Origin of the sequence: Luteibaculum oceani (assembly GCF_007995015.1) — a bacterium.
Taxonomy (GTDB): Bacteria; Bacteroidota; Bacteroidia; order Flavobacteriales_D; family Luteibaculaceae; genus Luteibaculum; species Luteibaculum oceani.
In genome coordinates this window covers 141,488-164,790 of the sequence record NZ_VORB01000002.1, presented here as the reverse complement: position 1 = coordinate 164,790, position 23,303 = coordinate 141,488, and the positions used below count along the sequence as shown (strand labels likewise).

At 39.5% G+C, this 23,303-nt stretch carries 18 protein-coding genes; 4 read left to right on the top strand and 14 right to left on the bottom strand.

Annotated features, from left to right (window positions below; all coding sequences use genetic code 11):
• Window positions 1–3,399, top strand: coding sequence for a bifunctional aspartate kinase/homoserine dehydrogenase I (gene thrA / locus FRX97_RS02750; protein WP_147013148.1), 3,399 nt, complete (start codon window positions 1–3; stop codon window positions 3,397–3,399).
• 88 nt (window positions 3,400–3,487) lie between these two features.
• Here the strand turns inward: thrA and FRX97_RS02745 are convergent, their stop codons facing one another.
• The 4 genes from FRX97_RS02745 to FRX97_RS02730 all read right to left on the bottom strand — a co-directional run bounded on the left by FRX97_RS02745 (window position 3,488) and on the right by FRX97_RS02730 (window position 13,649).
• Window positions 3,488–4,741, bottom strand: coding sequence for a DUF418 domain-containing protein (locus tag FRX97_RS02745; protein ID WP_147013146.1), 1,254 nt, complete (start codon window positions 4,739–4,741; stop codon window positions 3,488–3,490).
• A 410-nt stretch (window positions 4,742–5,151) separates the two neighbouring features.
• A complete protein-coding gene (locus FRX97_RS02740) occupies window positions 5,152–7,122 on the bottom strand; it encodes an OmpA family protein (RefSeq protein WP_147013144.1) in 1,971 nt (656 codons plus the stop codon).
• A 10-nt stretch (window positions 7,123–7,132) separates the two neighbouring features.
• Window positions 7,133–8,074 carry a PorP/SprF family type IX secretion system membrane protein gene (locus FRX97_RS02735; protein WP_147013142.1) on the bottom strand — a complete coding sequence of 314 codons (942 nt, stop codon included), beginning with the start codon at window positions 8,072–8,074 and terminating at the stop codon, window positions 7,133–7,135.
• A 10-nt stretch (window positions 8,075–8,084) separates the two neighbouring features.
• On the bottom strand, window positions 8,085–13,649 hold the full coding sequence (locus FRX97_RS02730; protein ID WP_170227000.1) for a gliding motility-associated C-terminal domain-containing protein: 5,565 nt from the start codon (window positions 13,647–13,649) through the stop codon (window positions 8,085–8,087).
• Window positions 13,650–13,856: 207 nt separating this feature from the next.
• On the opposite strand from FRX97_RS02730, the gene FRX97_RS02725 reads away from it, so the two are divergent.
• A complete protein-coding gene (locus FRX97_RS02725; RefSeq protein ID WP_170226999.1) occupies window positions 13,857–15,221 on the top strand; it encodes a family 16 glycosylhydrolase in 1,365 nt (454 codons plus the stop codon).
• 9 nt (window positions 15,222–15,230) lie between these two features.
• Here the strand turns inward: FRX97_RS02725 and FRX97_RS12475 are convergent, their stop codons facing one another.
• The 3 genes from FRX97_RS12475 to yaaA are packed head-to-tail and all read right to left on the bottom strand — an operon-like array spanning window position 15,231 to window position 16,878.
• A complete protein-coding gene (locus FRX97_RS12475; protein ID WP_394348724.1) occupies window positions 15,231–15,389 on the bottom strand; it encodes a DUF6728 family protein in 159 nt (52 codons plus the stop codon).
• Complete coding sequence (locus FRX97_RS02720; protein ID WP_147013136.1) at window positions 15,389–16,093, bottom strand: FKBP-type peptidyl-prolyl cis-trans isomerase; 705 nt, start codon at window positions 16,091–16,093, stop codon at window positions 15,389–15,391. Before FRX97_RS02720 ends, FRX97_RS12475 begins: the two co-directional genes overlap by 1 nt.
• A gap of 5 nt (window positions 16,094–16,098) precedes the next feature.
• Window positions 16,099–16,878, bottom strand: coding sequence for a peroxide stress protein YaaA (gene yaaA / locus FRX97_RS02715; RefSeq protein ID WP_147013134.1), 780 nt, complete (start codon window positions 16,876–16,878; stop codon window positions 16,099–16,101).
• Between the two features lie 54 nt (window positions 16,879–16,932).
• Between yaaA and FRX97_RS02710 the strand changes: the two genes are divergently transcribed.
• Window positions 16,933–18,180 carry a DEAD/DEAH box helicase gene (locus FRX97_RS02710; protein WP_147013132.1) on the top strand — a complete coding sequence of 416 codons (1,248 nt, stop codon included), beginning with the start codon at window positions 16,933–16,935 and terminating at the stop codon, window positions 18,178–18,180.
• 2 nt (window positions 18,181–18,182) lie between these two features.
• On the opposite strand, the gene FRX97_RS02705 is transcribed toward FRX97_RS02710, so the two are convergent.
• Complete coding sequence (locus FRX97_RS02705; protein ID WP_147013130.1) at window positions 18,183–18,458, bottom strand: hypothetical protein; 276 nt, start codon at window positions 18,456–18,458, stop codon at window positions 18,183–18,185.
• Between the two features lie 12 nt (window positions 18,459–18,470).
• Window positions 18,471–18,851 carry a co-chaperone GroES gene (locus FRX97_RS02700; protein ID WP_223266545.1) on the bottom strand — a complete coding sequence of 127 codons (381 nt, stop codon included), beginning with the start codon at window positions 18,849–18,851 and terminating at the stop codon, window positions 18,471–18,473.
• Here FRX97_RS02700 and FRX97_RS02695 point away from each other — a divergent pair.
• The gene (locus tag FRX97_RS02695) at window positions 18,832–19,788 is read left to right on the top strand and encodes a threonine ammonia-lyase (RefSeq protein WP_147013128.1); all 957 of its coding nucleotides are present in this window, start codon (window positions 18,832–18,834) and stop codon (window positions 19,786–19,788) included. The genes FRX97_RS02700 and FRX97_RS02695 overlap by 20 nt on opposite strands.
• On the opposite strand, the gene coaE is transcribed toward FRX97_RS02695, so the two are convergent.
• From coaE to FRX97_RS02670, 5 genes are read right to left on the bottom strand one after another with little or no spacing between them, the layout of a single operon-like run.
• Window positions 19,760–20,371 (bottom strand): dephospho-CoA kinase, encoded by a 612-nt coding sequence (gene coaE / locus FRX97_RS02690; protein ID WP_147013126.1) that lies wholly within the window; start codon window positions 20,369–20,371, stop codon window positions 19,760–19,762. The two genes, FRX97_RS02695 and coaE, sit on opposite strands and share 29 nt — an antisense overlap.
• Before the next feature lie 2 nt (window positions 20,372–20,373).
• A complete protein-coding gene (gene yajC / locus FRX97_RS02685; RefSeq protein WP_147013124.1) occupies window positions 20,374–20,691 on the bottom strand; it encodes a preprotein translocase subunit YajC in 318 nt (105 codons plus the stop codon).
• The gene (locus tag FRX97_RS02680) at window positions 20,691–21,143 is read right to left on the bottom strand and encodes a DUF1573 domain-containing protein (protein WP_147013121.1); all 453 of its coding nucleotides are present in this window, start codon (window positions 21,141–21,143) and stop codon (window positions 20,691–20,693) included. Before FRX97_RS02680 ends, yajC begins: the two co-directional genes overlap by 1 nt.
• Window positions 21,140–22,090, bottom strand: coding sequence for a transcription antitermination factor NusB (nusB, locus tag FRX97_RS02675; protein ID WP_147013119.1), 951 nt, complete (start codon window positions 22,088–22,090; stop codon window positions 21,140–21,142). The genes FRX97_RS02680 and nusB overlap by 4 nt, the downstream gene beginning before the upstream one ends.
• Before the next feature lie 3 nt (window positions 22,091–22,093).
• A complete protein-coding gene (locus tag FRX97_RS02670; protein ID WP_147013117.1) occupies window positions 22,094–23,203 on the bottom strand; it encodes a Glu/Leu/Phe/Val family dehydrogenase in 1,110 nt (369 codons plus the stop codon).
• Window positions 23,204–23,303 lie beyond the last annotated feature (100 nt).

The following is a 23,303-nucleotide window of genomic DNA, read 5'->3' as shown; positions in this document are numbered from 1 at the left end:
ATGAATATTTACAAATACCACAGTCCGTTTAAGTTGGAAAACGGACAACAACTAGACGAATTAAAATTGGCTTACCACACCTATGGAAAGCTGAATAAGGATAAAAGCAATGTTGTATGGGCTTTCCACGCTTTAACGGCAAACAGTGATGTGCTAGATTGGTGGAAAGGATTGTTTGGTGAAGACTACCTGTTTAACCCTCAAGATTACTTTATTATTTGCGTTAATAGCATTGGCTCACCATACGGTAGCTCCAGCCCAAAAGACCTTAGTTTTCCGCAGTTTACAGTAAGAGATTTAGCGAATGCTTATCAATTACTGGCCAAGCAGTTGGAAATTAATCATATTAACTGCCTAATAGGAGGTTCTTTTGGAGGATATCAGGCCCTTGAATTCGCCTACAGTTTTACTGGGAAGGTTGACAATCTAATTCTTGTTGCAACCTCGGCTCGCGAATCGGCTTGGGGAATTGCCATCCACGAAGCCCAACGGTTGGCCTTAATGGCAGATGGGAGTTTTGGTAAGGAATCAGGAGGATGGTCTGGAATGCGTGCTGCTAGATCTGCTGCTTTGCTTAGCTACCGCACCATAGATAAGTTTATAGAGACCCAAACCGACGAAGAGGAAAAAATCGACGCATTTAAGGCGGCCTCGTACGTTCAATACCAAGGAGACAAATTTGTAAAGCGCTTTAAGCCGCTCTCCTACTATTATCTTTCCAAGTGTTTGGATAGTCACAATATTGGAAGAGGACGCGGAGGTGAAATTCATGCTTTGTCAAAAATTGATATCCCCACATTGGTTATTGGCATTTCCTCGGATGGATTAATTCCTACTCGTTTGCAAAAAGCATTGGCAAAAAACCTTCCAAATGCAACCTATCACGAAATAGAATCGGATTATGGCCACGATGGGTTCCTAACCGAAACTAAAAAGCTTTCACTAGCAATATCCAATTTCATCGCTATTGATAAAACCCCAAATCACAGCGAGTGGAAGGTGCTAAAATTTGGAGGGAAATCGCTAGCCAATGGACAACCCATCCAAGAGGTTATTCAAATCTTAAAGGACGAGACCAAAAGCTCAAAGGATAGCATTGCAGTAGTTGTATCTGCTCGTGGAAGCAGCACAAATAATCTATTAGATCTGATAGAAAAAGCCAAAGCTGGGATTTCATTTAAGGAGGATTTAGATGCCTTTTTTGACTACCAAACGGCACCTGTAAAAATTGAACTCGCTAAGGAGAAAAAAGAGCTAAAACAATTGCTAGAGGCTATAGCTATCCTTGGTACCGCAGATGATTTCACTACCGACTTAGTACTTTCTTACGGAGAACTAATTGCAGCAAAAACCATTGCAACTCTTCTTAATTCCAGTGGTGTAAAAAGTACTCCTCTAGATGCCCGAGAACTAATATTTACCCATAAACTATACGATGATTTTGAGGTAAACCTAAGCAAAAGTAAAGCGGCAACCCTGGCAGTTTTTGAAAACATTAAACCCAATCACATTCCGGTAGTAACAGGCTTTATAGGAAGTAGCGAAACGGGAAAAACTATTACCCTTGGTCGTAACGGAAGCAACTATTCCGCTACGCTCATTGCCAGTTTCTTAAATGCCAAAGAAATTGTGAATTGGACCGATGTGGATGGTGTTTATAGTGCGAGTCCAAAATTTGTAGATACGGCAGTTAGAATTTCGCATATGAGTTATAGGCAAGCGAATGAGCTTGCAAACTTTGGGGCCAACGTACTCCATCCAAAAACCATCTTGCCGCTAATGCAAGCCAATATTCCCCTTAGAATTAAGAGTACGTTTAATCCTAAATCTGAGGGTACCCTAATTACGAAAAAGGGAAGTGAGAAAGGAATTAAGGCTGTTTCGAGCCTGGATGATGTTGCTTTAATTGCCATTGAGGGTGATGGTTTACTTGGAAATGTAGGTATAGACGGACGGATTTTTTCCGTTTTAACCCAAGCTAAAATCAGTGTACGCCTTATTTCACAAGCTTCCTCAGAACGCGGAATTGGGTTTGTGGTAAATCAAGATGCCGCTAACCTGGCAGAATCTCTTTTGAGGAAGGAGTTTAAACAGGAAATTGAACTGGGAAGTATTGCCAGCATTCGAACCAATAAGGATGTAGCCATTGTTGCCATTGTGGGTAGGCATAATTATTCGCTAGAAAAAGCCATCCATGGACTGCGCAGAAATAAGATCTGGATGCATTTGATAAGCAATAGTATTTCTGGGGAGCATATTTCCCTAGTAATAGATAGGGTGAATCTTGCTAAGGCCGTAAATGTGGTTCATAACCAGGTTTTTGGAGCGAGCAAAACGCTTAATGTTTTTGCGTTTGGAAAGGGAAATGTTGGAGGAAAATTAATCGATCAAATTATTGAAACCGATTCTGCCACCGAGAAAAAACGAAACTTAAAAATTAAGGTAATAGGCGTTGCAGATAGTAATAATTACATCTTTAATAAAGGTGGGATTTCCAAAAACTGGAGAGAACTATTAGGCATAAGTAAATTGGCAAATAGTGTAGACGACATTCTTCGCGACATAAAGGAATCGGGATTAGAGAATGTAGTTATTGCTGATAATACCTCGGCCCAGGAAATTTCAAGCCAGTACCCCAGATTTATCCGGGAAGGATATGATTTAGTGGCTTCCAATAAAAAATTCAACTCTGGTCCTATTCAAGATTATTTGGAACTGCGTAAGGATTTGCGGAGAGGTGGTCGTGCATTTTTATACGAAACCAATGTTGGTGCAGGTTTACCTATTATCGACACTTTACGGCAAATGCATAATTCTGCGGACCGCATTACGCGAATTCGAGGGGTATTCAGTGGTAGTTTAAGTTACATCTTCAATACCTTCTCTTCTCAAGAATTGCCATTCTACGATGTTCTTCTGGAAGCTAAGAATAAAGGTTTAACCGAACCTGATCCTCGAGAAGACTTATGTGGCCTGGATGTGGCTCGAAAATTAATCATCCTAGCCCGCGAAGTAGGACTAGAAGTTGAACTCGGTGAAGTGGAAGTCAAATCCCTAATTCCTCCTAAATTAAATAACCTTGAGAGTGCAGAGGCCTTTTTGGATGCGAAGGAGGAGTTAAATAATTATTTCGGCAACTTAAAATCTAACCTTAAAACGGGTGAGGTACTCCGTTACGTTGGAGATTTGGATGTTGAACGAAAGACATTGAAGGTAGATTTGGTAAAAGCGGCACCAGACTCGGCATTAGCGCAAGTAAAAAATGCTGATTCCCTTTTTGAAATCTACTCCGAAAGTTATGGAGCTTATCCTATTGTTGTACAAGGTGCTGGTGCTGGTGCAGCAGTAACTGCGAGAGGAGTTTATTCCGATATAATCCGAATAGGTGCTAAAATCTAAAAAGAACTACGCGGTGGATCCACTGGATTCACCGCGCTTTTTACTTATTTTCAGAATATCTGAATCGAAGGGTTAATTAAAGAGCAATTTACTTTGTCATCTTTATCCAACGCCCATAAGTAATAGATCTCCATATCCATTCAACAGGTCCGTAACGGAAATATTTAAGCCAGATGCTGGTAAACACTATTTGAAAAGCAAAAACTACAATTACAAATAGATAGTTCTCCCATAGTTGGTACTGTCCCATTTTACCTAATCCAGCACCGTAAAAATAAAAGACACTGATAACGCTCTGAAAAAAATAATTGCTTAAAGCAGCCTTTCCGATAGGTTTAAAAATATTAAGGAATTGATTATTAGGATTCCACCAAAGAGCTATCAAAGCCGCAATTCCACAAGCAAGCGGAATTACCGCAAATGCATAAGCCAAAGCATACCATACATCTGCAGGGCCTGGAATATTTAAACTTCCCAAATTTATTTGGATTAGGGTAAAAAGTATGCCAATAATACCTCCCCAAATTCCAATGCGCGTCAACAAAGATCTATTGCTAAGCAGATCGGCATCCAGTATTTTTCTTCCCGCCCAGATTCCTATTAAAAAGCAGGCTAATATTTTAAATAACCGCCCCTCCAATAAAATAGAACCCCATCTATAAAGAGGATTCACCACATTAATACCTAATAATTCCCTAGTATCTGCATTTTTCAAGACCTCAAGCATATTAATGATCTCAACGGGGTCGGTCATACCGGGAACCACAATTTCTAGGGTTGGATAATTTTTACCAATTAAAATAGCATCGGCGGGTTTAAAAAATTCATAGGGGTAATAAGCATTCAAAATGTTCATAGCAATGTAATGCAACACCGGTAAAAAAGTGAGAACCACTGCCCAGCGTAATAAATTGCTATTGCCAATTCTTTTGAAAGGAATTAGAAAAAATCCCATTATGGCGTATAGGTGTACAATATCCCCGTACCACAAGTACAGATGTAACAAGCCTAAAAACAGTAAACCCAACATCCTCTTACTGAAAAACCAGTTAAAATTAACCCCAACTTTTTCAGCGTTACGTTGCTGAATAACAAAGCCTATTCCGAATAAAATGGAGAAAATAGAATAGAATTTTCCATCTACAAAAATGGAGGTAAAAGTCTGTAAAACTGAATTCAATTGGGGATGAGAAAACGCTTGAACCTCCTCTGGACTAATAAAAAATAACCCTGAAAAGCTAACGATGTTGGCAATAAAAATGAAGAAAATTGCTATTCCCCTGAGTACATCGAGATAATGAATTCTACCTTGTTCAGGTATAGGTGAAATTGTAGTACTCATAACGACGGGGTGTATTTTAAACCATCAATGTACATAATCACCAAATAAGTTATACTATATACAGGTTTTTACTTTAGAGAGATCTAGTAAGAAGACAAATATTTTCGCATATCGATTAGGTCAATAGTTGAGTGGTCAGTTGTCAGTGGTTAGTAGTTAGTAGTCAGTGGTTAGTGGTTAGTGGTTGGGATTTTTCTGAGTACCTATGCTACCAGTAAACCAGTTCTCTAGTACACTAGTATACCAGTAAAACAAAAAACGATCAACGCTATTCAGGGTTGTACACTCCCAAACTATTGACCACTGACCATTGACCACTGACCACTCACCCCCAAAAAAAAAGCCATGATAACAATCTGCTACCATGGCTTTCCGGATTCGGGTTTTGCTGCGAAAGCGTCTTTGGGTTTTTATTCCACTATCTTAAATGTTGTCCTTCTGTTTTCTTCGTGTTGCTCGTCTGTACAATCTACTCCGTTTACACACTCGTTAAGTATTTGAGTTTCACCGTAACCTTGATAAGACAAGCGATTTTTGTTAACTCCTTTTAAAATTAAGAAATTCATTACAGATTTCGCTCTTCTTTGGGATAAAATCATGTTGTACTCATCTGATCCACGAGCATCACAGTGAGAACCAATTTCAACCTTAAACCCTTTATTCGCAAGTAAAAGGTTAGCCAGCTGAATTAACTCAACCTCTGCACTCTTTCTTATTTTAGCTGAATTAAAATCAAAATAGATATTGTTGATGGTATACTCAGTACCTACAGCTATTTTTCTCAGGTTGAACGGTAGTGTAGCCTCATAGCCATATTGCTTGGGAAGATCTTTTTTAATTAGCATGGTATCCGAAACCTGCAGGTGATCGTAACTTAAATCTTGAGCCTCTTGAAAATATCCTGGCACATTAGCTTTTACTTCATAGTTCTCACCCTGTTCTACGATGTAATAACTGTTGCCATATACATCTACATATTGCTGAGCTATATCAGCTGGATTACCCTTTTTAAATATGGTAAACTGGGCATTTGTAGTTCCTGTAATTGGCTCTCCATTATTATATCCCTTAACATTAACCAGGAAGACTGGAGGAAGAGGGTCTATATAATTAAAGCTATAGATGTCGTCTTTTCCTCTGCCCTCAATACGGTTCGATGAAATGAATCCCTTTTTCCCTTCGGATCCAGGAGTTTGGAAGAAAGCAAAATCATCCTGTGGGCTATTAAAGGGTACCTGTAGGTTTTCTGGAGCAGACCATTCCCCCGCAATTTTTAGAGACTTATAAATATCCAAGCCTCCCATTCCCATCAATCCAGCAGATGAGAAATACAGGTAACCATTGCTAAATACCGGGTAAAATTCATCCTCTCTGGTATTAATTTTCATTCCCAGATTCTCTGGCCTCTGCCACAATCCGTCCTTTTTTTGACTCACATAAATATCAAAACCTCCCATTCCTCCTGGGATGTCACTTATAAAGTATAAGCTTTTCCCATCTTTGGTTAAAAATGGATGCCCAGTACTAAATGCCTCATTATTAAATGGAAATGGAATTGGGTTAGACCACTGGTTATCTACCTTAACGCTATAATAAATCTCAAGCTGGTTTAGTTTTTCCTTGCTTAATCTCTCCTTAGAAATAGGTGTTCTGGTGTAGAATACCGTATCGTAGTTGGCAGAGAAACTTGGAGTAGCAACGTGGTAAGGAAAGTTTTCTCCTACCCTATACTGGTACATCTGATCTGCCTTATTGATATCGTTTAAGCGCACCGCCAACATTTCAAAATAGGGATCCTTATTCTCATTAGCTAGTAAGAAATCTTCTGTTACCCTACCTGGTCGGTTAGTACTTAAAAGATAAATAGTTTCTCCATTTTCTTTTGCCTGCTGCATACCAAACTCGGAATATGGCGAATTGATATCGTCTCTATTCGCCAGTTCATAGTCTAATGGTTCCTCCATCCATTTCGCAGCCATGTTACATCCTTTAATTTGGAGATTGGCATACAAAGAATCTGTCGGCTGTACCTTTTTATAGGCATTAAAAAAGCTTATGGCCTCGTCGTACTTACCATTTGCTTTCAACATCATTGCATATTGATAAACCACCTCTGGATTTCTATTATCCATACTGTAGGCTTTTCCATACCACACCTCTGCCAATGGATAATCTCTAAGAATGCGGTAACATTCTGCCAATCCTTTCACCGCCTCTTTAGAAGGGTTATTTTCCACTGCTTTTTTGTAAAAAGTAATGGCGTCGGCATACTTATAGTCCTTTTGATAGTCTTGGGCAATGTATAGGTTTTGCTTGCTACACGAACCTATAACGAAGGCTGTCAGTAATAAACAAAGGGATATTCTTGAGGAAAATTTCATAGTTCTTTGCTTAATTATATAAGTATCTTGGGTTTTCAGTAAGTCGCTTATTCTGAATAATTCTATAAGCCACCATTATTTCATGCGAACCAGACGAATTGGTTCTCAAATCACTCGTCGCATAGTTAAAGGCATATCCAAATCTTAGGAATTCAGTTGGAAAGAACTCTGCCAATAATATCACATCGCTATTAGAGCTGTACGATAACCCTAGCCCTATCCTATTTTGGTACATCGCCCTTAAGTTGAAATCCACCTGCTCGTTTTGAGACTTTTCTGAGTATTTATACATCACCGATGGAATTAAATCAACATCGGAATTCACACGAAAGATTCTACCTGCTAGGAAATAATAGTGGCGCGACAATTCAGATACAACATTTCTCTGATTTCCAGTATAGTTTAGAACCGGTTCTAACACATTAAATACAGAAACACCTCCAAAATTTCTTTTGTCCTTGTAGTATACCCCGGCTCTCATATCAAAAACTCGTACTTGCTCATCCTGAGTAGGAATAGCAATTTCATTATCGTCTTCGAACTTAAGTTCCGTACCCCTTAGGGAGTTAACAAAGTAACCACCACTAATACCAAAAGAAAGGTAGCTTTCACTTGCCAAACGAACTCTTGCAGCCGCAGTTCCAACCGCACCGGTACTTTCATAAGCTCCGAGCTTTTCGTTTATCACCTGAAGGCCTAAACCAATTCTCTTTTGTAAAACCGATCCGTCAACAGATAGGAAGGAGCTTCTAGGGCTGCCTTCAAATCCTGCCCAATCTTTTCGGTATCCCGCCATAATTTCAATGTAATCATTGCTTCCGGCAGCACCAGGATTGAGAATTAGTTTATTGAATAGGTAATTACTGTGTCTTAACGACTGTTGAGCTTTAGATTCTGAATATCCACCCAGAATCAAAACGGCTAAAATTGAATATGCTAAATACTTTTTCATAATTCGAGGGTTAGCGGATAATCATTACATATCCTGTTTTCTTAATATTCTCAGATGGAATGGTAACGATGTAGAAATAAGCACCATCTTCTAACTGTTTTCCATTCTTACCAATTCCAGTAAAGACATTCTTGTCGTTGTCATATCCTGTAGTTTCAAAAATTTCTTGACCCCATCTATTGAATACAACAACTTTGTTGTCTTTAAAGTCTTCAATACCATCTTGGATATACCAGAAATCATTAACTCCATCTCCGTTTGGAGAGAATGCATTGTTTGGGTTTTCATCCTTAACAAACTTGCCAAAGAAACAAGCCATTTGGACCGATCTTGGTCCGAATTCTTCGGAACAAGGGGTTGGAGTTTGTCTCGCTCTAACAATTATGCTTGCAGATGTTTGTTCCTCGTTTGATCTTTGAATGGTATGAGAAAGCCCATCGCTCCCATTAGCAGCAACCCACGAAACACCATTATTAGTGCTTACTTGGTACGATTCCGCATTTGCAACCACGTTCCAAGTAAATGTAACCGAAGTAGGATTACCTGCACCTAAACAATTAACAACAGGTGCAGACAGGGTTTTAATCTCCAATACAGGAACGGCCACTCTTTGTCTAATAGATGGACAATCGCCATCAAAAGAACTTAAATAGAATACCGTATCACTGAAAAGTGGAGTAGTTGTGAGCGTAGTTCCTTCAAAAAATGGAACGATATCCGTTTGATTTTTGTACCACTTAAACGTGGTAAACCCTTTGTCGCTAATACCAGTAATTACTGCAGCATTTCCTTCACAAACAGGGGTGCTTTCTAATGCTCCAATTACGTCATCTCCATTAGTAGAAGTTGTAACAATTACCTCCTCAAGCTTAGAGAAACAGCCATTTGTATCTTCCACCTGAACAAAATAGTTCTCTTGAACCAGAGAGCCGTCGAAATTATAGCTTACTGGTGTGGTGTAATCCTGGCCGACAAAAATTGGGTTTTGGTCGGTTGCATTATCATACCAGTAATAGGTACCCTCCGGACCAAAATCAGAATCTGCAGATAAGGTAACATCGGATTCAGAGCAAATGGTTGGATCATCTGGTGTAACTGTTGGTGCATCACCAGCCCCTTGAACCGTAATGGTAAAGGCTGTTTTTGCACTAGTACATCCAGCTGAATCCACAGATTGGATATAATAGGTACGTACATCTGGATTACTACTATTATTTATCAAGTTGGTTAAAACAAGGGTATCACCTGTAAATATTGGGGTTTGAGAACTTGCATCATCAAACCAATTAAAGGTTTCTGTACTTGGATTAACACTTGAACCACCTACCACAGCATCTCCACCCGAACAAACAACCTGGTTGGCTGGATTAGCTGTTGGGGCATCTAAGAAAGGTTGAACAAATACTGTAGCCTGGCTTCTTTCACTCACACAACCGCTGCTATCTCTAAATTCCGCAAAGAAATTGTACGAAGCAGTTGCATTACCATTATTACTCAATTCTTCAGTAACCAGAGTATCACCGAATGCAATAACTGAATCTGAAGTTTGACTTTCGTACCAAAGAACAACACCAGTTACTCCATCTGGTCCGTTAGCTACAAAAGTTGCAGACTGACCATTACATATAGAAACCACTGGATTTTCGATAATAGGTGAATTTGGTGAACGAGTAATAATTACCGTTGCAGGAGTCCTTTGACTTTTACAGCCTAGGCCACTGGTATCTCTTTGCTCAACGTAATAGGTTCTTGACGCATCTGAATTGGTATTGTTAAACAGAACCTCAGTAACAAAGGTATCCCCTTGGAAAACAGGAGTGGTTTCATTAATTCCTGTGTACCAGAAGAAATCTGCATCTGTGCTTAAAGCTGAAGTAGCAACTATGGTGGCTCTGTTTCCACTACAAATTCTTTGTACAGCTGGATCCACAACCGGACCTACTAATCCTGGAGTAATAATTGCTTGTGCCACCGCACGAATAGATCTACAACCAGTTGTATCCTCTAATTCTACATAAAATCGTCGAGCAACATCAGCCGTTGAGCTGTTGTTAACAACCGTTCTAAAGGTATCCCCTACAAAAATTGGAGTACCTCCTATGGAGTCGGTATACCAAAAGTAATTGCTTGCCCCTGGTAAAAGTGAACTTGCTGCAAAAACAACTTCTCCACCAGAACAGATGGTATCCACAATTGGGTTTACCACTGGAGCATTTAATGCCGGTCTTATAATTACGGTTCCAAATGTCCTAATTGGGCTAACGCAGCCTAAGCTATCTACTGCCTCAACATAGAATAAGGTATCTAAATTGGTAGGATTGGTATTAAAGATTGGATCACTATTAAAAGTATCTCCTTGGAAGATTAAGTTTCCACCAATAAGCGAGTCATACCATCTATACTCCGCATCGAAAAGTGAGCTTGCTACCAGTTGAACCGACTCCCCTTGACAAATAATCGATAACGGGGGATTTACTACTGGAACGTCTATTGCAGGTCGAATAATTACTGTAACTGGGACACGAAGAGACCTACAACCAAGGGTATCCTCAAGCTCTACGAAATAACTTCTTGTTAAATCAGTAGTTCCTGCATTATTAATTGCCCCCGTATTAAAGGTGTCCCCCTCAAATATTTCGATCCCGCCAATTAAAGCATCGAACCAGTGAAAGGAACTTGCACTTCCTAATAAAGATGAAGCCACAAACTCCGCACTATCCCCATTACAAACTATCTGCAAGAGAGGGTCTACCAATGGCAAATCCAATGCAGGACGAATAGTAAGCGTAACTGGGAAACGAATTGATTTACATCCATTGGTATCTACAGCTTCCACAAAATAATTTTGAATGAAATCTGTCCCCGTGTTGTTTATAAATGGCGGAGTAACAAAAGTGTCCCCCTCAAATACCTCATTCCCTCCTATCAGGGCATCGTACCATTTAAATACAACAGGCTGACCGATTAGGTTACCCACCGAAGTGGCAACAAATGTTGCACGTTCACCATTACAAACAATTTGTGCAGGAGGTAATACCGCTGGAATATCCAAATTTGGTCTAATCACCGCTGTAACTGGTATACGAATACTTGTACAACCATTACTATCTACAGCTTCTACGAAGTAATTTCTAGCAATGTCTACACCTGAGGGGTTAGTTAAAGGCCCGGTTGAAAAAGTATCGCCTTGGAACAAAAGATTTCCCCCAAGCAAGGCATCATACCAATTGAAATTCGTAGCACCTAACAAACTGGACGCCACAAAAATTGCTTCCTCCCCGTCACAAACCACTTGCACAGGGTTATCAACCAGGGGCACATCAACGGCAGGTACAACCACAACAGTTGCAGGAGATCTAAGTGATCTACAACCCGCAGTATCTTCTAATTCTAAAAAGAAGGTTGCCGAAGCAGTTGCATTTCCTCCATTGCTTATTGGGCCTGTGGAGAAGGTATCCCCTTCGAATATTTCTGTTCCTCCTACTAACTGATTGTACCATCTGTAGGTAGCATTGGTACCTAGCAAACTAGTTCCTGTAAATACGGCTGAATCTCCAGAACATATCGTAGCAACTGGAGGGTTAGCAACCGGAACATCTAGGGCTGGTCTTACTACCACCGTTCCGCTAGAACGAAGAGATCTACATCCATTGGCATCCTCTAACTCAACCCAAAAGGTTTGAGCCACATTGGCACCAGAAGTGTTAGTGATAGGGCCGGTTTTAAAATCAGCTCCCATTCCTAATTGTGTTCCACCAAATTGTGAATCGAACCAATAAAAAGCTACCCCAGAACCTAAAAGGCTACTAGCAGAAAAAGAGGCACTATCTCCACTACAAACTATTGTTGTAATTGGGTCTACAATGGGCAAATCCAATGCTGGCCTTATGGTAACCGTAAAAGGTACCCTGGCGGTTCTACATCCGTTTTCATCCTCCCCTTCTAAAAAGAAAGTTTCAAATACATCTAGACTTGATGGATTTGTTAAAGGCCCCGTATTAAAGGTTTTGCCAGTAGCAATAGGAGTATCTGAATCTACGATATCGTACCAATAATAATTAGGTAATTCTGGAATACTAGAAGCGGTAAATTCAACTGAATCACCATTACAAATAACGGCGGCGGCTGGAGTAACCAAAGGAAGTGCTAAAGCAGGTAATATGATTGCAGTCGCTACATTTCTTGGAGAAACACAACCATTAGCATCTTCCACCTCAACAAAGAAATTCTGCGCAACATTACTTGGACCATTATTGGTTAGCGGTCCCGTGTTGAATTCAGCACCGGTGTGCAATAAATTACCACCGCTAGCTGCATCGTACCATCTAAAGGTTGTTCCACCCAAAAGGCTACTCGCAGTAAAAGTCGCCGAATCTCCATGACAAATGGTTTCTAAAGCAGGAGTAATTAAAGGAACGTCCACTGCAGGCGTAATAATTACGGTTGCAACCGCTCTTATGCTTTCGCATCCATTACCATCTTCTACAGAAACATAATAATTACGAGTTAGGTCGGCAGCTCCAGCATTATTAATGGTACCGGTATTAAAAGTTGCACCGGTATGAAGGAGGTTACCACCCGTGAATGCATCGTACCATTTAAATGTTACTCCTCCTAATAAGGAACTTGCAGTGAAAGTTGCCGACTCACCAGTACAAATAGTTTGGATTGGATCATCCACCAACGGAAGATCAACTGCAGGAAGTACCGTTACTATTACAGGAGTTCTCAAAGAAAGACAACCATCCGTATCCTCAAATTCAGCATAATAAGTAACCGGCAAATTAACATTACCTGTATTTACACTATCCAATAAAAAAGTGTCCCCAGTAAATACTGGAGAACCTCCTACCAAATTTTCGTACCAATTTACCTGATCATCTGGAGCTTTATTGGTTGTATATAATTTTGTGGTATCTCCGGAGCATATTATCAGAGGGTCTGCAGTAGCTATCGGTAAGCTAAGAGCAGGCAAAACAACAGGAGGCACAGCCAGGTAACGTGGACTTTCACATCCGTTGTTATCAATTCCACTGACGTATAAGGTTGGAGCGACTGTTAGGGCCCCGGGATTGTATGGGTTACCCTCAAACAACAAATTCCCACCTGTTGCAGCATCATACCACCTAAAGACCGTAGAACCCAAAGTTGGAACCGCCGTAAAATCCGTTGATGCTCCATTACACACCACAGCATCTGTTGGGGTTGCGGTAATTACGTCAGCATTGGAGTTCAATAAATCAACCGTAATAGTAAAATCGGTTTTGGCACTGGTTACCACATTCACAGTGTCCAAGGTTTCAACAGCGTAATCGCCACTAATAGCCAATGGACCAAAAACTATTGTATCCTGGGTTGCTAATAAGGTATAATTTCCGAGGATATCCTTGGAGTACCAGTTGAATGTAGTTCCAGGTGTATTGGTTGGATCATTAGCAGTTAACTGCGTCGATCCACCAACACAAACCGTAAGGTCTCCTACCACCGACGGCGGAGATGCGATTTGTGCGAAGACCGAAAGTGACCCAAACACCGTTAATAAACTAAGGGTGAACTTGAGGATGTTCTTTTTCATATGTATACGTATACTTTGAGGGTTCCTGCCAAAAGTATTATTCATGCCGTGAATGTGACTTTTTACTCTGTAAACCAACAGAAAACTTCGGTGAATGGAAAAATGTTCAGTTCACTGAGAAGAATATTACTTTTAAACAGCCAAATTCGCTTATTAAATTTAAAAATAGAAGACAATTTTAATGACAATTGTCAAAATTGCCTTAAAATGATTAGAAAAATTCGCCTTGTACATGCAATAACAATTTTATTCGCATTTATTTTTCTACAAAATATATGTTCGGCACAGGAAGGCGATTACTATAAATTGGGATTTACCTTAGATTTTATTGATGATTTTGAAACCGAAGATTCAACATATAAATATTGGATGAATAGGTTTCCATGGGGTAGACATGTTTCGGGACAACACTACTACAAAGATTCGGGAAATATCGAATTTGAGAATGGTATTTTAAACTTGATCGCCAAAAAGGAAAAATACAGCGGAGAAGTATTTGCCTGGGATTCAGCTGGAAATTTCACCCCCTATCATAAGGATTTTGAATATACCTCTGGAATGCTTTATCACAAGCATCCATACGACCATGGATACTTTGAATGCAAGTTTAAAGTCCCAGCCGTTCAAGGTACCAATGCTGCTTTTTGGCTTTACGGTGACGATGAGGCAGAAATAGATGTTTTCGAAATAGTTGGCAGCGAACCTGAAAAAGCCAAAATGACTTTGCATTGGAAAGGCAAAGACCCCATTACAAACGCAAGTCAATCGGGAACCGATGCATATATTGACACCCCGCTTTTTCATCAAGATTTCCATGTTATGTCAGTTGAATGGGATAGCACCGATGTTACCTGGTTTTTAGACGGTGAAAAACAGGTTGAAAATTTGTTCGTTGAATGGCAGCGAGACCGTCATATTCCTACTGTTCCCATGAACATAATACTAACCCTTGAATTGGGCACTTTGGATGGGGAGGTTAAAGACTCAAGCCTTTTCCCTTGTGCTTTTCAAATTGACTACGTGGCATCTTACCAAAAAAAATCAACCCCCTTCCCTCCCCTGGTTTTGAGTTCCCTTGCAGATACCGTATTTGGTGGCGATAGCAGTCAGGTTGATATGCAAAAATTAGATGTATTTTCCTATAAAGGTTACTACCCAATGGGGCATAAAATTTCACTCTTGCCTGGTGAGCATTACACGCTAATTGATTCTGGCTTTATCGCAAACCCCGATGCACCGCAAGAAATTTTCGTAAACCTAATAGTAGATAACGGAATCGATTCAAGTGCTGTTTTCCAACACAGCGTGGTGGTGAAGAAATCATCGGTAATAGCAAACCATTTCCCAGCGAAAAATCTATTTTACCCCAATCCTAGCAATGGCTCCATTCGATTTAACACTACTGTAAATGAATTTAAAATAATGGACTTAAGCGGGCGAGAAATATCCAGTTTCCGCAATGGTATTAAAAAGGGTGATTTAGTAATTTTAAAAGGAATAAATCCCGGCTTATACTTGCTTGTTATGCAAACAAAAAAGGGAGCCTTTAGCTCCCCTTTACAAGTTCATTAGGATAAATTCCTAGATCCAGACCTTAAATATCAAATACAACAACCCAACAGTAAATATTACTATTGATATCTTGTTGATTCCATGCATGGCTTTAATCTCCAGGGTAGATTTATCTTTCTTCGCTTTCGGATTAAACAGATTAATTAGGTACTGGAAAAAGGGCTTCATTATTTCACAATTTCTAATAGTTCTACCTCAAAAATTAGCGTAGAATATGGAGGGATTTGACCAGCAGCTCTACCACCATAGGCTAAATCTTGGGGGATGTATAGCATCCATTTATCTCCTACTTCCATCAGTTGAAGTGCCTCTACCCATCCTTTAATTACTGCGTTTACTGGGAAAGTAGCTGGTCTTCCACGTTCTACTGATGAATCAAACACAGTCCCATCAATTAATGTTCCGTGGTAGTGAACTTTAACGCGATCTGAAGCAACAGGTTTCTCACCAGAGTTGCTCTTTTTTAGGATTTTATATTGCAGCCCAGATGGAAGAGTGGTTACTCCTTCCTTCGTTTTATTTTCCTCCAAGAACTTTACCCCTGCAACTTTTGCCAATTCTGCTTTTTCCTCTTGTTTTTCTCTGATATAGTTAGAGTAATAAAGACGGGCATCATTGGTATTCATCAATTGTTTATCACCCTTTAAGCTTGATTTAATTGCTTTTAAAAAGGCCTCAACAGAAATACTATCAACATTTTGAGATTTCACTTCATCTGCAACCGATATTCCTAAAGCATAAGAAAGAGAATCGACGTCGTTATTAAGTTTAAAAACCTTTTTCTGATCTTCCTCCTTATCCTTTTTGAAGAATTGCGCGTTGGCAGAAAATCCTATTGAAAGAATACATACAATTGATAATACTAACTTCATAATTTTTAATTGTCGCGGGTAAATACCCACTTATTTTTGGAACTAAATTCGGGGTTAAATATATAGCCTTCAGATTTAAATGCCTTTAAATGCTCAGAATTTGTGATGTTGTTTTCAGCAATAAACCTCAACATCATTCCTCTTGCTTTCTTAGCATTAAAACCAATTGTTTTGTAGGAACCATCTGGCCTTTTATCCTGAAAATCGCATTCGATAACTGGAAAACTAAAGTTTTTAAGGTTAGCCGCCTTGGCGTATTCATTCGATGCTAGATTTACCAACACCTTTTCACCGGTAGAATTTTCTAATAAGGCCTCTAGTGCCTCGCAAATTTTATTGTCCCAATATTTATAAAGATTAGTCTTTTTGGGAGTTACCTTAAAAGACAATCCCATCTCCATGCGATAAGGCTGCATTAAATCTAAGGGTCTAAGGACACCATATAACCCACTTAGGATTGCCGCGTGCTTATTTAAAAAATTAATTTGTTCCTTATCCAGACTGTAAGCGTCTAATCCTTGATATACATCCCCTTTGAATGCATAAATTGCGGGCCGGGAATTATCTTGGTTAAAATCGGGTTCAAAAGTTTGAAAGCGATCGAAATTTAATTGTGCAATTTCTTCGCTAACATTCATTAATTTGGCGATCCGTTTAGCGCTGTATCCTGAGATTTTTTTTACCAGGTACAAAGCCTCTTCCTTAAATTGTGGTTCTACAGCAGAATTTACTTCGAATGGAGTGGTATAATCTAATGTCTTAGCTGGAGAAACTATGGCGAGCATAAGCTAATTTTCGGGCAAAAGTAGTTTTAATTATTTCTTAGCGAACAAGAATACATGGAGTTATCAAATTTTAAGGACCTAAAGGTAGTAGATGAGATTGTAGATGCATTAGGTTACATGGGGATTACAAAACCCACCAACATACAACAAGCGGCTATTCCCATTATCCTTGATAACAAAGATTTAATTGCCTGCTCTCAGACGGGAACGGGTAAAACAGCTTCTTTTCTAATCCCCATTATTCAAAACTGCATTAAAAAGGGAGAAAATGAGAACTACGCACTTGTAGTATGCCCTACTAGAGAACTTGCGTTGCAGATAGATCAGCAGTGTGATGGAATTTCCTATTTCACTGGAATCTCTTCTATTACACTTTATGGAGGAACTGGAGGCGATAAATTTGATAGCAATCGCAAAGCCCTACAGGAAGGTGTTAACTTAATAATTGGTACCCCCGGTAAAATTCTATCTCACCTCAATCTCCACCCTGAAATTGGAAAGCGCATAGAAGTTTTTGTATTAGATGAAGCCGATAGAATGTTAGATATGGGTTTTGTTGAAGACATTACACGTATTACCAAACTGTTGCCGAATAGAAAACAAAATCTTCTGTTCTCGGCCACCATGCCTCCGAGTATTAAGGATCTTGCCAGAGATATTCTAACCGACCCAGAGGAAATTTCCTTTCAGATCTCTAAACCAGCGGCAAAAATCAAACAAAGGGCCATCAGCTTAACCGAAGGCGACAAGGTTAATTATTTGGTGGACTGGGTAGAGAAAAATCAGGATCTAAAAAGCATCATAATTTTCTGCGGTACCAAAGCCGCTGCAAAATTTGTAAGCTTTAGTTTACAGTCTAGAAATTACTCAGCAAAAAGTCTTCATAGCGATAAAGAACAAAGTGCTAGGGAGGAAATAATGCGGGAGTTTAAATCGAAAAACTTAAAAATTTTAATTGCAACCGATATTGCATCCAGGGGTATAGATGTGGAGGATATTGATGTGGTTATAAACTACAATGTCCCAAATGATGCAGCTGATTATGTGCATAGAGTTGGAAGAACTGCTAGGGCGGAGAAATCTGGCGAAGCCATCACCTTTATTTCTCCAAATGATCAAAAGCGATTTATTAAAATCGAGCAACTTATTGAACGGGAATTGGAAATAGAAAACCCCGAGGGGTACAAATCGCCAATTTTTAATAGAGAGGAAGCGCTTAAGCGTAAATCTTATCCAAAGAGAAACAAAAAAGGCGGTCCTAGAAATAAGAACCACCAATATAAAAGACCAGCAAAAAAATAACGCTAGATCTTACCAATTTCTGATTTAAGCTTATTCAACTCCTCATCGAATCTAAATTTTAGATCCTCGAAATACTTGGAAACAGCAGCTTTATTCTTTTTTGGATAAGCACTTATGTCGTTGGTAAATTCATCTAAGACATCAGCCGTTTTATCCAGAAGCTCGTCTGCTTTTTTTCTAAGGTTTTTATCACCAGACATTAGTGGGCCATATAGATGGTCTGCTAATTGGTTAGACTGGTCACGAAAATATTTCTTTAAATCTCTTTTACTTGCCATGGGATTATTTATTTAATCATCATCTCTGTAGAGCAATAATATAGCAGAATGAGGTATTATGATAAATTTCTCACCATTAAATTCAATATCATAAGCACTTTTCTGCAAATAGACTGCCAAATCGCCCTTTTTAGGTTGCAAAGGAACATACTTTACCTCCTCTGCACTTTCTTTCCATGGCTGATCGACTTCTTGCAATGCAGGTATTGGGTATCCTGGGCCAACGTTTATCACGTATCCCCGTGCGATTTTATCCTTTTGCTGCACTCCTGGAGGTAAAAACAACCCACTATCCGTTTTTTCTACCGGTTTTAATGGTTTAATTAGCACCCTATCTCCAACAATTATTAGTTTATTCAACTGTGTTGCATCCATGACATCAATTTCTCCCATCTCAATACACGATTTTAACGACGCAAAACAAAGAATTTCTCCTTTTGTATCGGAAACTCCGCTAATAGAAATTGAAGCCCTTAACACCTATTTTAATGCTAACATTTTTCTTAAATGCGAACAGTTTCACCCCATTCGAGCCTTTAAAATGCGAGGTGCGTTCAATTTTTTGCTAAAAAACAAACAGACCCTAGCAGAGTCGGGAGTGATTACCCATTCATCTGGTAATCATGGTCAAGCATTGGCTTACGCTAGTTTCCAGTTGGGGATTAAATGCACCGTTGTAGTTCCTCAAGGAGCCCCACAGGTGAAAATTGAGGGGATGAAAAGATGGAATTGCAACATTGTGCGCTGCGAAAACAACATTGATGCACGTGAATCAATGTGCAGTGAAATCCAAGAAAGAGAAGGACAAACATTAGTTCCACCATACGATCATCTGGACATCATAGAAGGTCAAGGCACGGCGGCAATGGAAATTATAAAATTACAGCCCGGAATAGAGGAAATCTATTGCCCATTAGGAGGTGGAGGACTACTAGCTGGTAGCCTTCTTGCAGCTAGTCATTTTTCACCAGAGGTTTCAATATATGGATGTGAACCCGAAATGGCGCGGGACGGATTCCTTGGTTTTTCTTCGGGACAAAGAAACACATCATTCAAAGCAGACACTTGCGCCGATGGTCTAAGAACTACAGTAGGTGAAATTAATTTCCCCATCATTAAAAGCTATGCTCGCGACATTCTATTATGCAGCGAAGATTCCATAATGCACTGGGGAAGTAAAATGTTGAAAGAATACAATTTGCTTATTGAACCATCTTCTGCGGTTCCTTTAGCAATATTGGATACACGACGGAGTGAAATTGCTGGAAAGAACATCGCCGTGCTCATTTCAGGGGGTAACGTTAATCCTGAATATTACTCCTCCAATTAATTCCTTTTAAAACCTCATTTATTTGAGGTAATAAGGCTTTTGTACCGTCATTTAAGATTTCAAAATCACAATAGCCACGTCTTTCCTGGTCGCCCATTTGGTTTGCGATTCTTTCCTCCACATCCTTTCTTTGGGATTGGTCTCTATTTATTACTCTAGATATTCTCACCTCCGTATCGGCAGATATCATTAGAATTTTGTCGCAAGACTTGTAGGCTCCACTTTCAATGAGGATTGCAGCCTCCTTAATTATCCATGGAGAATTTCCATGATCGTTTATCCAATTTTCAAAATCTTGGGCAACGCGTGGATGTATAATTTCATTGAGCTGTTTAAGCTTGCTTGCATCGGTAAAAACAATAGATGCTAATTTAGCTCTGTCCACATCTCCATTTTCATGGAAGACTTCGGATCCAAAAAAAGACTTTAACTCTGATTTTACCTCGGAATGCTCTGCTAATATTTGTTTAGCCCTAAGATCAGAATTATAAACGGGGATACCCAAGTGATTGAATATCCCCGCTACAAAACTTTTACCAGCTCCAATGCCGCCAGTAATTCCTAGAATTTGGCTTTTAGCCATGATTATCCTTTTTGTGGCTCCATTTTCCCGCTTGGAGAAAGTGCAGACTTCTCTACGCGAAGTTTACCATTTTCAATCTCCAAAACCACGGTATCGGTATCTATATCCTTAATTTTACCGTGAATCCCGCTCATGGTTACCACCTTATCTCCTTGCTTTAAGCTTTCTCTAAATTTCTTAAGCTCCTTGTTTCTCTTCATTTGAGGACGAATCATAAAGAAATAGAAAACGATTATGATTCCAACCCATGGAATTAAGGATATAATTGGATTCTGCCCCTCTGCTGGAGGTGCCATTAGAAATACACTTAATAAATTCATTATTTACCTTTTGGTTTTACAACGTTTCCTGCCATTACCGCAATACTACTTGAGGGTATGGTATTAGCCGCTACTGTTATTCTTATATTCTGTTGTCCTTCTTTACCTTCACTATTAAACTGCGCTAGAAAAGAGCCTTTTTCGCCTGGTTGAATAGGGTCTTTAGTCCAGTTATCTACTACGGTACATCCACAAGAACCTTCAATGGCATTTATCACTAAAGGTGCAGTACCGGTATTGGTAAATTCAAAGGTATGTTCTATTCGTTCTCCCTGAGAAATTGTTCCAAACTCGAATCTTTGCTCGGTGAAGGTAAGCGCTGGAACCTCGGTTTCTTTCTCCGATGAACCTGATACTGGATTCTTGATGATATCTGGAGTTATTTTTCTATCCTCTCCCCCACATCCAAAAAGGAAAATTGGAAGGGCTATTGCTAAAACTATCTTTCTCATGTGTCTAGTAATCCTCTTCCCGTTTTATTGATTTTATCCTCTTCTCTTAGCTGTACGATTGCCTTGTCTAATATTCCGTTAACAAAGTTCTTACTCTTATTGGTACTATATTCCTTCGCAAGTTCTATGTACTCGTTAAGTGTAACCTTTACTGGAATTTCAGAAAAAGATGTAAGCTCAGCCATTGCCATGGACATAATAATACGATCCATAAGAGCAATACGATCTACATCCCAGTTTTTGGCAAGTTTCTCTATTCTCTCTTCCGATTCATCCCAATCCGACAAGGTGGCGTGGAATAACTTTTTCATAAATGAATTGTCATCCTCGAAGTCCTTGTACAAGGGAATTAACTGGAACTGATCTTCTTTTAAAGCCCTATCCAGCGTTTTTAAAACGTTCACCGCAACAATATCCAAGTCGTCATTCCAAAAAATACTTTTTTCTTCAAGCGTTTTTTGCAAAGCCTCGTTGTTTACCACATACTGCTTAAAAATTTTAACTACAACCTTACAATCGCGCTTTGGATCTCCGGCTCCCTCCTGGATGTAGTTTTTATAGTCTTCACTTCTTGCGAAGGTTCTAAAAACCTTATCCACTATCTCAGGGTCGTTTCTAAACCAGTTTATTTTTAAGGCGTGTACTTTGGCTTGAAGCTCAGAGGAAGAAACCAGTTTTCTCAGGATTACGTTTTCCGCAAAAATTTCTTCCGGAAGTTTCGCATCACCAAGGGTCTTTTTCTCAGCTTTTACCTCTGCTGCACGCTCTTCGGCTAGCTTCTTTAAATCGGCCAACAACTGAAGTAACATAATGTACATTTCGTACACCTTTTCGCAGCTAGCTTTCAAGTTCTTTACACCAACCGTAGGTCCGTTGTCATTTTGCAAATGTGCATACAACGCATGTAGGGATTTTAATCTTAAATGTCGCCTGTGGAGAATCCCCATTGTTTAGAAACTTCTTTTAACTTTTGCTATTGCGTCTATTCTGGCTTCGGCCATTTTGTTAGCAGCCAGGTATGTTGGAATATTTTCAAGCTCCGACTTGGTGAAAATATCTAAAGTAGTATTGTAAATATTTTCAGTTTGCTCCATGGCCATTTTCTCGTTATATCCAATAACCTCGGAATAACAATTAATAATACCACCAGCGTTAATTAGAAAATCTGGAGCGTAAAGCATTCCTTTTTCTATTAAGGCTTTACCGTGCTTCGCCTCATCAGCAAGTTGGTTATTCGCTGCACCTGCTACAATCTGACATTTTAGAACTTTAAGAGTCTCGTCGTTTATTGTTGCGCCCAAAGCACAAGGAGCATAAATATCCATTTCGGTATTGTACACCTCATTAACCGGAACAACAGTAACTCCACTGTGCTTGTCGGTTACCATTTTAATTGAATCCTCGTGGATATCAGAGATCTTAATAACTGCATTCTCCTTTGCAATGTAGTCGATAAGGTAGCGACCAACATTACCACATCCTTGCACTAGAACCGTTTTACCAGTAAGAGAATCAGTTCCGTAAGCCTTTTTTGCTGCGGCTTTCATTCCCATATATACACCATAAGCAGTAACAGGAGAAGGATCTCCACCTCCACCAAGGTGAGCTGGTTTACCAGAAACAAAATCTGTTTCCATGGCGATATACTCGATATCTCTGGTATTAATTCCTACATCCTCTGCGGTAATGTATTTTCCACCTAAATCGTTTACAAAACGCCCAAACCTGCGGAACATAGCCTCAGATTTATCTTTTCTAGAATCACCAATGATTACGGCCTTTCCACCACCTAGATTTAATCCAGAAATCGCCGATTTATATGTCATACCACGAGAAAGACGCAACACGTCGGTAATAGCCTCCATCTCGTTGTTGTATTTCCACATTCTGGTACCTCCTAATGCAGGACCTAACACGGTATTATGAACAGCAATAATGGCTTTTAAACCAGTTGCTTTGTCATTGCAAAAAAGTAACTCCTCGTGATTTAAAGCCGATAATTGGCTTAAAACCGGGTTATCTTGGAGTGAATTTTGGTTAATTTCTTCTACTTCAAACATAATTCGGGAAATAATCGTTGTGACTTTGTTTACCTTAGCCAGAGCTTTGTAAAGCCGTGCAAAAATAGACAAAAATCAATACCCATTTTGGGGAGCAATT